We start from the raw sequence: 12827 nt of genomic DNA, 5'->3' as shown, positions 1-12827 counted from the left end.
CAACCAGGACAGCGCGTCATGACCAAAGGCAAGGACCGGGCGATCATCGTCAAGCGCGTGGCGCCCTCCAAGAAGGGGCACCACGGCGGTGCGTGGAAGCTCGCCTATGCGGACTTCATGACCGCGATGATGGCGTTCTTCCTGCTGATGTGGCTGCTCAGCGCCGTGACGCCCGTGCAGCTGAAGGGCATCGCCGAATACTTCAACCAGCCGCTCCGGGCGGCGCTGCTCGGCGGCGGACAGCGCAGCGCCCAGGAGTCGAGCATCATCGACGGCGGCGGCCGCGACATCTCGACCGACCAGGACGGTATCACGCGCCGCTCGGACGGGACGACGTCGATGGCGACGCACACGGCGGTCAAGGCCGACGATCAGGCGCTGGACCAGCTCAAGGGGGCGCTCGAGCGCCGCGAGCAGGCGCGCTTGCACGATCTGCAGGTCAAGCTGATGGCCGCGATCGAGGCGAACCCGGTGCTGCGTCAGTACAAGCAGCAGATCCGAATCGATTCGACGCTGCAGGGGCTGCGCATCGAAATCGTCGATACGCAAAAGCGCCCGATGTTCGCCACCGCCAGCGACAACGTCGAGCCGTACATGCGCGACATTCTGCGCGCGATCGGCCAGACGCTGAACGACGTGCCGAACCGCATCGTCGTGCAGGGACATACGGACGCCGTGCCCTATGCGGGCGGCGGCAAAGGTTACAGCAATTGGGAGTTGTCGGCCGACCGGGCGAATGCGTCGCGGCGCGAGCTGATCGCCGGCGGGATGGACGACGGCAAGGTGATGCGAGTACTGGGGCTCGCCTCGACGCAGAACCTGGACAAGGCCGATCCGCTCGATCCGGAGAATAGACGCATAAGCATCATCGTTCTCAACAAAAAGTCCGAGGACGCCTTGATGCATGATGACTCGACGACGACGACGCTGTCGGACAACGCGGCGAGCGCGACGCCGATCGTCGGCAAGATCGCGCCGGGCGCGGCGAAGGAGACGGTTACGCCCCCGCCTACGCCGTCGGTGGCGGTGGCCCCGCCGGTGGCTGGTGTCGCGGGTGTAGCGAAGTGAGGCATTCATGATCAGAAACATTTTGGCGATCGACGATTCGGCCGCGATGCGTGAAATCCTCGCGGCGACCCTGCGCACGGCCGGCTACGAGGTGACCGTGGCGGCCGACGGGGACGAAGGGTTGGAGAGCGCATTGGCGCACCCCTTCGATCTCGTGCTGACGGATCAGTACATGCCCAAGCGCAGCGGGCTCGACGTCATCGCGGCGCTGCGTTCGCAGCCGGCTTACGCGGTCACGCCGATTTTCGTGCTGACGACGGAGGACGGCGTCGCGTTCAAGGACGCGGCTCGCGCCGCCGGGGCGACGGGCTGGATCGAGAAGCCGCTCGATCCCGATACGTTGACCGAGCTCGTCGACGCGCTCAATGCGTGAGGCGGGAGCGAAGACGCGGGCTCGACGCGAAATAGAGATAGAGACACGGACCGGCAACGGTTGAACGGTTAGGACATATGCGGCGCACCGCGCGCGCATGGAAACGGATAGACAACGCGCTACCTGCGAAGCACGACTCTTAGCGGTGATTGAAGCATGACACTCGACATTACCCAGTTTTACCAGACGTTCTTCGACGAAGCGGACGAGCTGCTCGCGCAAATGGAGCAGCTGCTGCTGAACTTGGACGTCGGCACGCCCGATCCGGAAGATCTCGCGGCCATTTTCCGCGCGGCTCACTCGATCAAGGGCGGGGCGGCCACATTCGGCTTCACGGCGCTGACTGAAACGACGCACATCCTCGAATCGCTGCTCGACCGGGCGCGCAACAACGAGTTGAAGCTGCGCAAGGACATGATCGACACGTTCCTCGAAACGAAGGACGTGCTGGCCGACCAGCTTGCCGCGTACCGCTCGAGCGCGGAACCCGATGCCGCCGCGGCGGCCGCGATCTGCGCGAAGCTCGAGCGGCTGCACGTCGAGGGCAACGGCGCCCCCGCGGCCGAGACGGCTCCGGCCGTCGAACCCGCGGCCGCGCCAAGCGTGCCGGCGGCGAGCGAGACGACGGGCGGCGCACCCGAGCACGTGGTCGAGCAGGCCGTCGAGGCCACGCACGGCACGGCCGGCGCATCGGGCTCGGCCGGTGCCGCGCAAGGCGAATCGAACAATGCAGGGCCTCACCTGAAAGTTACGCTACGGGGGGTGGGGGAGAAGGACCAGGAACTCCTGATCGAAGAATTGGGGAACCTGGGCAACATCGTCGGACAGGTGAAGAGCGGCGGCGACTTGGTCGTCTATCTAGAGACCGACGTGCCGTCCGACGACATTACCGCCGTGTGCTGCTTCGTGATCGACGAAAGTCAGATCGCGATCGGCCGCGGCACCGCGCCCGCGGAAGCGGGCGAGGAACCGTCCGCTGCCGAGAGCGAGCCGAGCATGGCCGCTCCGGCCAGCGCGCCGGCCGCACCGGCGGCAAGCGCACCGGCGGCGGCTCCGGCGCCCGCGTACGAGCCGAAGGCCGAGCCGGCCAAGAGCGTCGCGCCGAGCGCATCGGCTTCGGCATCCGGCGGCGAGGACAAGAAGGCCCGTCCGGCCGCCGCGGCGGCCGGCGCCGAAGGCAGCTCGATTCGCGTGGGCGTCGAAAAGGTCGATCAGCTGATCAACCTCGTCGGCGAACTCGTCATCACGCAGGCGATGCTCGCGGAAACGACGAGCACGTTCGACCCGGCACTGCACGATCGGCTGTTCAACGGGATGGCGCAGCTCGAGCGCAACGCGCGCGATCTGCAAGAAACCGTGATGTCGATCCGCATGATGCCGATGGATTACGTCTTCAGCCGCTTCCCGCGCCTCGTGCGCGATCTCGCGGCGAAGCTCGGCAAGGAAGTGGAGCTTGTCACCTTCGGTCAGGCGACCGAGCTCGACAAGAGTCTGATCGAGCGGATCATCGATCCGCTGACGCACCTCGTGCGCAACAGTCTCGACCACGGCATCGAAACGGTCGAGGCGCGGCGCGCGGCGGGCAAGGACGGCGCGGGCCAGCTCGTGCTGTCGGCCGCTCACCACGGCGGCAACATCGTGATCGAAGTGTCCGACGACGGCGCGGGCCTGCGGCGCGACAAGATTCTCGCCAAGGCCATGAAGCAAGGCATGCAGGTGAGCGAGTCGATGTCCGACGAGGAAGTCTGGAACCTCATCTTCATGCCGGGCTTCTCGACGGCGGAGCAGGTGACGGACGTGTCGGGCCGCGGCGTGGGCATGGACGTCGTCAAGCGCAACATCCAATCGATGGGCGGCCACGTCGAGATCACCTCGCACGCGGGCAAGGGCACGACGACGCGCATCATCCTGCCGCTCACGCTGGCGATTCTCGACGGCATGTCGGTGAAGGTCGGCAACGAAATCTTCATCTTGCCGCTGAACTTCGTCATGGAATCGCTGCAGCCCGTGGCCTCGGACATCTACACGGTGGCCAACGGCGAGCGTGTGGTGCGCGTGCGCGGGGAATACCTGCCGCTCGTCGCGCTGCACGAAGTGTTCGTGGTCGAGGGCGCGCGCACGGAGCCGACCCAAGGCATCGTCACGATCATGCAGACCGAGGGCCGCCGCTTCGCGATGCTGATCGACGAACTCGTCGGCCAGCAGCAGGTGGTCGTGAAGAACCTCGAAACGAACTACCGCAAGGTGCGCGGGATCTCCGCGGCGACGATTCTCGGCGACGGCAGCGTCGCGCTGATCGTCGACGTGGCGGCGCTGAACCGTGAAAGCCGTGCGTCGCACGGCGCAATGAACTTTTCGTAATTCCCAACCGCTGGGGGCTAACGTGGCAGAAGTCCAAACTCACAACGCGAACGGCTTGACCGTCGCAGGCCGTCGCGATGCGCTGCAAGCCGACGCGGCCGGCCAAGAATTCCTGATCTTCACGCTCGGTGCGGAAGAGTACGGCATCGACATCCTGAAGGTGCAGGAAATTCGCGGCTACGACAGCGTGACGCGCATCGCCAACGCGCCTGAATTCATCAAGGGCGTCATCAACCTGCGCGGCATCATCGTCCCGATCGTCGACATGCGGATCAAGTTCCACTTGGGCCGCGTGGAGTACGACCACCAAACCGTCGTCATCATCCTGAACGTCGCGCATCGCGTCGTCGGCATGGTGGTGGACGGCGTGTCGGACGTGCTGACGCTGACGGCCGACCAGATCATGCCCGCGCCCGAATTCGGCGCGACGCTGACCGCCGAATACCTGACGGGTCTCGGTACCGTGGAAGGCCGCATGCTGATCCTGATGGACATCGAAAAACTGATGGTCAGCAAGGAAATGGCGCTGATCGAAACGTTCGCGCAGTAACAGTAAGCAACACGCTAGTGCCCTGAGCGCTTTAAACCGGAGATTTACGATGCTGCAGAATTGGTCGATCCGCACGACGTTGACGGCCATCGGAGCCGTGCTCGTGACGCTGACCATCGCGGTCGGCGTGCTCGGGCTCACCGCGCTTTCGAGCGCGAACCACTCGCTCGATACGCTCGCGCACGGCGACTTGCCGACGATCCACTCGCTCGACGATGCGAGCAGCTACCTGTTGCGATCGCGCATCGCGCTCGATCGCTTCCGCGCGCTCTCGGAGGCGAACAACGCCGACGAAGCGAAGAAGGTGCTGAGCCGTGCACAGGAACTGCTGGCCATCTCCAATCAGGCGTGGCAGTCGTTCTCGAGCACGCCGCGCGAAGGCATCGACCCGGCCCTCGTCGACGAACTCAATAGCCGTCACGAAACGCTCCTGCACGACGGTGTCGAGCCCGAATTCACGGCCGCGGAAGCGGGCGATCTGGCCGCCTATCACGCCATCGCCGATACGAAGATCAGCCCGATGTTCGTCGCGTTCGACAATGCGGCGGCGAAAGTGCTCAAGGCGCGTCAGGAGCATGCCGAGTCGCAGCGCACCGAATCGGCGGCGAACATCACGCTGATGAGCTCGCTGATCGTCGCCGTGACGCTGCTGGCAATCGTGATGGTCGTGTTCATCCGCTTTGCGCTGCGCGGCCTCATCGTGCAACCGATCAACGATGCGATCACGCAGTTCGAGCGCATCGCCGACGGCGATCTGACGCGCACGATGAACGCGCAGGGCACGAACGAGATCGGCCGCCTCTACGCCGGCATGATGCGCATGCAGCAGGCCATGACGTCGATGGTCAAGGCCGTGCACAACGGCACCGAATCGATCGACGTCGGCGCCCGCGAAATCTCGATCGGCAACACCGATCTGTCGCAGCGCACCGAAGAGCAAGCCGCTTCGCTGCAGCAAACGGCGACGAGCATGGGGCAGCTCACGGGCACCGTGCGCCAGAACACCGAAAACGCGCGCCAGGCGAGCCAGCTCGCGATCAACGCGTCGGACATCGCCGTGCGCGGCGGCGACGTGGTGAGCCAAGTCGTCACGACGATGCAGGACATCGCGACGAGCTCGAACAAGGTCGTCGACATCATCGGTGTGATCGAAGGCATCGCGTTCCAGACCAACATCCTGGCACTGAACGCGGCCGTCGAGGCGGCGCGCGCGGGCGAGCAGGGCCGCGGCTTCGCGGTGGTTGCCGGCGAGGTGCGTAGCTTGGCCCAACGCAGCGCCGCGGCGGCCAAGGAAATCAAGGGATTGATCGGCGATTCGGCCGACAAGGTGGCGAGCGGTTCGGAACTCGTCGGCCGCGCCGGCACGACGATGGACGAAATCGTTCAAGCCGTGCGCCGCGTGACCGACATCATGGGTGAGATCAGCGCGGCCTCGGAAGAGCAGTCGACGGGCATCGAAGGTGTGAATCGCGCGCTGACGCAGATGGACGACGTGACGCAGCAAAACGCGGCGCTCGTCGAGCAGGCGGCCGCTGCCGCGGCATCGCTCGAAGAGCAGACGCGCCAATTGAAGACGGTCGTCGGCCAATGGCGTATCGACGGCGCGTACTCGTCCGGTGCCTCGCTCGCGCGTCCCGCGGCGAAGCCGGCGGCTGCGCACAAGAGCGCCGCGCCGGTGCACAAGAGCGCCGTGCATACGACGAAGGCGGCGAAGGCAACGAGCCCGGCACCGCGCGCGGCACACGCCGCCGCGCCGCGACTCGCGCGTCAAGCGGCCGCCTCGCAAACCGCCGCGGCCACGCAGAGCACATCGTCCGAGCCGGCCGCTACCGCCGCTCAGGCTGCACCCGCGTCTAGCGTGAAGAGCGCGCCGGCCGTTCAAGCTGCGCCTAGCGCGTCGGCTGCGTCCGCCGCTTCCGCCTCTAGCGTGAAGAGCAGCGCCCCGGCCGCGAGAAGCACCTCGTTCGCGGCCAAGAGCACGACCCCGGCACCGGCCGTCGCGGCATCGAGCAGCAAGTCGGACGACGACTGGGAAACGTTTTAACCGGCGGCGCGTGTCGAACGCGCACCGTCAGCTGGAAGGGCAGTGAGAGAAGCACCATGACGACAGCGCGCGCATTTTTTCGGTCCGAACGGGCCGAGCCCGGCGGCCTCGGCGATCGCGCCGACGACCGGCCCGGCCTCGCCGATCGCTCCGGCTTTGCCGAGCGCGATTTCGAGTTCACGTCCGCGGATTTCGCCCGCATCCGTGAGCTCATTCATCGGCGCGCCGGCATTTCGCTGTCCGAGCACAAGCGCGACATGGCTTACAGCCGCCTCGCGCGGCGCCTGCGCGCGCGCGGGCTCGACAGCTTCCGCCGCTATCTCGACCTGCTCGAATCGGAGAACAGCGCCGAGGAGTGGGAAGCTTTCACGAACGCGCTGACGACGAACCTCACCGCATTTTTCCGTGAATCGCATCACTTCCCGATCCTCGCCGAATTCGTGAAGCGCCGCCAGGCACCGGTGTCGATCTGGTGTTCGGCCGCGTCCACGGGTGAAGAGCCGTACACGATCGCGATGACGCTGGTCGAGGCGCTCGGCGAATCGCAGGCGCGCCAAACGACGATTCTCGCGACCGATCTCGATACGCAAGTGCTCGCCAAAGGCGAGGCGGGCGTCTACTCGTTCGATCAGGTCAAGGCGCTGAGTCCCGAGCGGTTGAAGCGCTTCTTCCTGAAAGGAACGGGGCCGCACGCCGGTCTCGTGAAGGTGCGCCCCGAGCTGCGCTCGATGATCCGCTTCGCGCAGTTGAATTTGACCGATGCCGACTATGGACTGCGTCAGCCGTTCGACGCGATCTTTTGTCGCAATGTGATGATCTACTTCGACAAGCCGACGCAGTCGCAAGTGCTCTCGCGTTTCGCGCCGCTCGTGAAGCCGGGCGGGCTGCTGTTCGCGGGCCATTCGGAGAACTTCACCTACGTCACGCAGGAATTCCGTCTGCGCGGGCAGACCGTGTATGAGCTGACGCGCGACGCGCAGGCCGGCGGCCGTATCCACGGCGCCTCACGCTCGTCCGGCGCCGGTGCACCCGCTCGCCAGGAGGCCACGATATGATGAGCCCCCACGCTCGCATTTGTTCGCCGTCGAGCGGAGTTGGCGCTTCAGCGCTTACTCCGGTCCCGTGCAAAGCTCCCCCCGAGGGGGCGTCTGCCTCCCTTGGGGCGGCCCGGCGGGAGGCAGTATGAGCGCCTTACCTATCGCGACGAATTTATACTTCGACAACCACTTCGGCCGCCGCGGCGTGAAGCTGTTGCCGAACGAGTTCTATACGACGCGCGAGGACATGGTGCTCGTCACCGTGCTCGGCTCGTGCGTGGCGGCGTGCATTCACGACCGGACGGCTGGCATCGGCGGCATGAATCACTTCATGCTCCCCGACGACGGCGACCAGCCGGCGCAGGCCACGTCCGATTCGATGCGCTACGGCGCCTACGCGATGGAAGTGCTCATCAACGAGTTGATCAAGATGGGCGGCCGCCGCGAGCGCTTCGAAGCCAAGGTATTCGGCGGCGCGGCTGTGCTTGCCGGGATGACGACGATCAACATCGGCGATCGCAATTCCGAATTCGTCCGCCGCTATCTGGGGCTCGAAAAGATCCGTATCGTCGCCGAGGATTTGCAAGGCTCGCATCCGCGCAAGGTTGCGTTCATGCCCGATACGGGCCAGGCGATGGTCAAGAAGCTGCGTTTGCAGCAAGAACCGACCGTGGCCGAGCGCGAACAAGAACTCGCCAAGCAAGTCGCCGAAGCGAGAGCGGCCCGTCACGCCCGCGCCGCACGCGAGCGCGGCCACGTCGAATTGTTCGCTGCGGGTGGTCAAACACAAGCGGCCGCGCAAAAGCCGCGCATCGAGTTGTTCGGTGCGCCGGCGGCGAAACCGCGCGTCGAATTGTTCGGGGCAAGCGCACGCGGCGTGAGTCAGTCCAACAACGCCAAGACAGTAGAGGAGGCGTAGTTTCTGTGCAGAAAATCAAAGTATTGTGTGTCGACGATTCGGCGCTGATCCGCAGCCTGATGACGGAAATCATCAATGGGCAGCCCGACATGGCGGTCTGCGCGACGGCGCCGGACCCGCTCGTCGCACGCGAGCTGATCAAGCAGCATAACCCCGACGTACTGACGCTCGACGTCGAAATGCCGCGCATGGACGGGCTCGACTTCCTCGAGAAGCTGATGCGCCTGCGCCCGATGCCGGTCGTGATGGTGTCGTCGCTGACCGAGCGCGGCTCGGAAATCACGCTGCGCGCGCTGGAACTGGGCGCCGTCGATTTCGTCACGAAGCCGAAGGTCGGTATCCGCGAGGGCATGCTCGACTACGCCGAGAAGCTGGCCGACAAGATCCGCGCCGCCGCCCGCGCCCGCGTGCGGGCTCGGGCGGCCGCCCCGGCGCCGGCCGCGGGCGCCGCCGGTGCCCCGGCGGCTGCCGTGCATGCGCCGCTGTTCAACAACCCGCTCGTCAGTACGGAAAAGCTGATCATCGTCGGCGCGTCGACGGGCGGCACCGAAGCGATCCGCGAAGTGCTCGTGCCGCTGCCGCCCGATGCGCCGGCTGTCATGATTGCGCAACATATGCCGCCGGGCTTCACCAAGTCGTTCGCGCAGCGCCTGAACGGCCTGTGCCGGATCACCGTCAAGGAAGCCGAGCACGGCGAGCGCGTGCTGCCGGGCCATGCCTACATCGCGCCGGGCCACGCACATCTATTGCTAGCGCGTAGCGGTGCGAACTACATCGCGCATCTGTCGGACGATCCGCCCGTGAACCGGCACCGGCCTTCGGTCGACGTGCTGTTCCGCTCGGCCGCCCAGCACGCCGGCAAGAACGCAGTCGGGGTGATTCTGACGGGCATGGGCCGGGACGGCGCGGCGGGACTGTTAGACATGAGAAATGCAGGCGCATACACTCTCGCGCAGGATGAGGCGAGCTGCGTCGTTTTCGGCATGCCGCGCGAGGCCATCGCGCTCGGCGGCGCCGACGAGGTCGCGCCTTTATCGGAAATGAGCCGCAAAGTGATGGCAAGGCTGGCGGCGATGGGCGATCGAGTGCAGCGCGTATGACCGGACGACAATCCGGATACGTGCGCGGACCAAATTAGGGTTAAAGGGAAGAAAGATGGACAAAAGCATGAAAATCTTGGTGGTGGACGACTTTCCGACGATGCGCCGGATCGTCCGCAACCTGTTGAAGGAGCTCGGCTACGCGAACGTCGACGAAGCCGAAGACGGCGCGGCGGGCCTATCGCGCCTGCAAGGCGGCGGGTTCGACTTCGTGATCTCCGACTGGAACATGCCGAACATGGACGGCCTGGAGATGCTCAAGCGCATCCGCGCCGACGCGGCGCTCACGCATTTGCCGGTGCTGATGGTCACGGCCGAGTCGAAGAAAGAGAACATCATCGCGGCGGCGCAGGCCGGCGCGAGCGGCTACGTGGTGAAGCCGTTTACCGCCGCCACGCTCGACGAAAAGCTCACGAAGATTCTCGAGAAGATGGCCAAGACGGGGAGCTGAAGTGGATCAGGTCACCAATACGCATTCGGACGGCGCTGACGGCCCCGATCTGACGACCGACCGCATTCTCGCGCGCATCGGTCAATTGACGAAGACGCTGCGCGATTCCATGCGCGAGCTCGGTCTGGACAAGCACGTCGAGCTGGCCGCCGAGGCGGTGCCCGACGCGCGCGACCGCCTCAAGTACGTCGCGAACATGACCGAGCAGGCGGCCGAGCGCGTGCTGACGGCGATCGATATCGCCAAGCCGCTGCAGGAACAGCTGCAAGCCGATGCGGCGGAACTCGACAGCCGCTGGGAGCGCTGGTTCGCGGCGCCGATCGAGCGCGAAGAGGTTCGCACGCTGATGGGCGACACGCGCGCCTTCCTGGCGAGCGTGCCGGACGCGACGGCGGTCACGAACCAGAAGCTGCTCGACATCATGATGGCGCAGGACTTCCAGGATCTGACCGGGCAGGTCATCAAGAAGGTCATGGACGTCGTGTATGTCATAGAGCAGCAGCTGCTCGGCGTGCTGATCGAGAACATCGCCCCCGAGCGGCGCGAGCAGTTCGCGCAGACGGCGGCGGCGCTCGCGGCCGATCCGGCTGTGACGGCGACGCCCGAGCACTTGCTCAACGGGCCGCAGATCAACCCGGAAGGGCGCACCGACGTGGTGCAGGATCAGGCGGATGTAGACGATCTGCTCGCAAGTCTGGGTTTCTGACGGCTTTCCGTATCGTTTCAGCGTTTCACCGTAGTTGTAGTGCCGAGAAAGGCGGCCCGCCTCGTGCGAGCGGCCTTTCTTCGTATGTAGGGCCCGCGTCGAGGGACGCGATAAAACTAATCAAAATGGGGTTCTTTCTAGATGTCGAATCGGATCATGCGTGCCGCGCTTAGCGCGGCACTGACTTGTGGCGCGCTGGCCATGGCCGTGCCTGCCGTTGCCGCGCTCGGCGGCGTGCCTACGCCGCCGCCTGCCGGGGCCGTCTCGAGTCCCGGCAACGCCGTCGTCCACGCAGCGTCGGGCGTAGCCGGCGCCACCTCGTTCACGGTGACGCAGACGACCTACGCCAACGGCACCGTCGTGCGCGAGTACGTCTCTGCGGCCGGAGCCGTGTTCGGCATTGCTTGGAACGGCCCGTTCATGCCGAATCTGTCCGTGCTGCTCGGCACGTACTTCACGCAATACGACAGCGCGCGTGTCGCGCAGCGCGCGGCCGCCCCGGGCCGCGGCCCGCTCAATGTCGAGCTGCCGGGGCTAGTCGTCCATTCGGGCGGCCACATGGGTGCGTTCTCGGGGCAGGCCTACCTGCCTCAATCGTTGCCGATCGGCGTGACCGCCGACGACATCCAATAACGAACGAGAACGAGGAAAACCATGTTGCGTATCGATAGCAAGCTGGCCCGAATGCTCGGCGCCCTCGGTCTGGCCGCGGCCGTCGCACTCGTCGCGGGTTGCGGCGGCGGTGGCGGATCGAGCAGCTCGTCGGCGAGCAGCACAGGCAGTACCGGCAGTACCGGCAGCACGGGAAGTACCGGCGGCACGACCCTCGCCGCGGGCGTTCCCGTATCGAGCCTGCCCGCTTCGCTGGCGGGCAATCAAACCGCCGTCGTCGTGGCGACGGGCGTCAAAGGCTCGCCGAACATCCCGACGGTCAGCGTGACGGTCTGCATCCACGGCACGAGCACCTGCCAGACGATCAACAACATTCAGCTCGATACCGGATCGTGGGGCTTGCGGCTTACGCAGGACGCGCTGAACACCACGATGGCCAACGGATTGCCGGTCGAGACGGTCGGCGGCAAGACGGTTGCCGACTGCGCCGGCTTCGCCGACGGCAATTCGTGGGGAACGGTTCGCACGGCCGACGTGACGATCGGCGGCGAAACCGCATCGAGCGTTCCCATTCAGGTGATCGGCGACCTGCCTCAATCGGCTGCCGGCGGGTCCAGCAACAACTGCGCAGTCGGTACGCTCAACGATACGTCGTCGGCGATCGCCGCACACGGCATTCTCGGCATCGGTACGGCGAAGTACGATTGCGGCTCCGGCTGCGCTGCCGTCGGTGTTCCGAACGGTGTCTATTACGGATGCACGGGGACGGGGAACTCGGCGAACTGCACGGACCAAGCCGTGCTGGAGCCGCAGCAAGTGACCAACCCGATCCGGCTGTTCGCAAGCGACAACAACGGTGTGATCTTGAACATGCCGGCCGTCACGTCGACCGGATCGACCAGCGCGACCGGGTTCTTGACGTTCGGCATCGGTACGGAATCGAACAACGTGCTGCCGAGTTCAGGCGTTCAGCAGCTCACTACCGACCATTACGGGAATGTGATGAGCGCATCGCTGACCGGTACGGCTGTGTCGGGGGCATTTTTCGATACGGGCTCGAACGGGCTGTTCTTCCCCGATAACTTCATGGCACAGTGCCTGCGCGCCTTCGGTTTCTACTGTCCTGTGCCCGCCACGACAGTGACGCCTTCCGTGACGGGGTTCAACGGAGCCAACGCTTCGATTGCGCTTAGCATTGCCAACGCGGAAACCCTGATTGCCGATGGCGGCATGGCCTACAGCAACCTAGGCGGAACATCGTCGGGGACGAGCTTCGATTTCGGCTTCCCGTTCTTCTACGGACGCACGGTGTATCTGAACTACGATCCGAACGCCGACGGCAATCCCGGCACCGCTTCGTCGGCGTACATCGCGTTTTAAACCGTCGATTCGTATTTGCTCTACGTCCGCGCGCGGCCTGGCCGGCGCTCGCGGATGACTGGCGACGCGATGCGCTGACCGTTCGAAGGTCGTCCGCGTCGCGTCGCCGACGCATCGCCATCTTCGCTTTCCTTCCCCGCTCCTCTGTTCCGTCGCAACGCTGAAAGCCTGAAGCGACAGGTGCCCACGACGCGCCTTCCTTGCTCCGCTTGGCGCCTACAGCAAA

12 protein-coding genes are annotated in these 12827 nt (G+C 65.5%); all 12 read left to right on the top strand.

What is annotated here, in order from left to right:
• Window positions 1–18: 18 nt before the first annotated feature.
• On the top strand, window positions 19–1068 hold the full coding sequence (motB, locus tag DWV00_RS13750) for a flagellar motor protein MotB (RefSeq protein ID WP_115534130.1): 1050 nt from the start codon (window positions 19–21) through the stop codon (window positions 1066–1068).
• A gap of 7 nt (window positions 1069–1075) precedes the next feature.
• Window positions 1076–1441: a response regulator gene (locus tag DWV00_RS13745; protein WP_115534129.1), complete on the top strand. Its 366-nt coding sequence runs from the start codon at window positions 1076–1078 to the stop codon at window positions 1439–1441.
• Between the two features lie 156 nt (window positions 1442–1597).
• Window positions 1598–3802, top strand: a complete 2205-nt coding sequence (cheA, locus tag DWV00_RS13740) for a chemotaxis protein CheA (protein ID WP_115534128.1) — start codon at window positions 1598–1600, stop codon at window positions 3800–3802.
• Between the two features lie 22 nt (window positions 3803–3824).
• Window positions 3825–4352, top strand: a complete 528-nt coding sequence (cheW, locus tag DWV00_RS13735; RefSeq protein ID WP_115534127.1) for a chemotaxis protein CheW — start codon at window positions 3825–3827, stop codon at window positions 4350–4352.
• A gap of 49 nt (window positions 4353–4401) precedes the next feature.
• Window positions 4402–6396, top strand: coding sequence for a methyl-accepting chemotaxis protein (locus DWV00_RS13730; protein WP_115534126.1), 1995 nt, complete (start codon window positions 4402–4404; stop codon window positions 6394–6396).
• 56 nt (window positions 6397–6452) lie between these two features.
• On the top strand, window positions 6453–7451 hold the full coding sequence (locus DWV00_RS13725) for a CheR family methyltransferase (protein WP_115534125.1): 999 nt from the start codon (window positions 6453–6455) through the stop codon (window positions 7449–7451).
• A 127-nt stretch (window positions 7452–7578) separates the two neighbouring features.
• Complete coding sequence (gene cheD / locus DWV00_RS13720) at window positions 7579–8352, top strand: chemoreceptor glutamine deamidase CheD (RefSeq protein WP_115534124.1); 774 nt, start codon at window positions 7579–7581, stop codon at window positions 8350–8352.
• A 5-nt stretch (window positions 8353–8357) separates the two neighbouring features.
• On the top strand, window positions 8358–9452 hold the full coding sequence (locus DWV00_RS13715) for a protein-glutamate methylesterase/protein-glutamine glutaminase (RefSeq protein ID WP_115534123.1): 1095 nt from the start codon (window positions 8358–8360) through the stop codon (window positions 9450–9452).
• Between the two features lie 55 nt (window positions 9453–9507).
• Complete coding sequence (cheY, locus tag DWV00_RS13710) at window positions 9508–9903, top strand: chemotaxis response regulator CheY (RefSeq protein ID WP_115534122.1); 396 nt, start codon at window positions 9508–9510, stop codon at window positions 9901–9903.
• A 1-nt stretch (window position 9904) separates the two neighbouring features.
• Window positions 9905–10609 carry a protein phosphatase CheZ gene (cheZ, locus tag DWV00_RS13705; protein WP_115534121.1) on the top strand — a complete coding sequence of 235 codons (705 nt, stop codon included), beginning with the start codon at window positions 9905–9907 and terminating at the stop codon, window positions 10607–10609.
• Window positions 10610–10765: 156 nt separating this feature from the next.
• Entirely contained in the window at window positions 10766–11242 is a 477-nt protein-coding gene (locus DWV00_RS13700; protein ID WP_245964870.1) for a DUF2844 domain-containing protein, read from the top strand.
• Between the two features lie 21 nt (window positions 11243–11263).
• Window positions 11264–12601, top strand: a complete 1338-nt coding sequence (locus DWV00_RS13695) for a DUF3443 family protein (RefSeq protein ID WP_115534119.1) — start codon at window positions 11264–11266, stop codon at window positions 12599–12601.
• The last annotated feature ends 226 nt before the right edge of the window (window positions 12602–12827 follow it).

It is taken from the genome of Trinickia dinghuensis (assembly GCF_003367175.1).
GTDB lineage: Bacteria > Pseudomonadota > Gammaproteobacteria > Burkholderiales > Burkholderiaceae > Trinickia > Trinickia dinghuensis.
The sequence above is the reverse complement of the archived record's forward strand: the minus strand, read 5'-3'. Positions and strand labels throughout refer to the sequence as shown.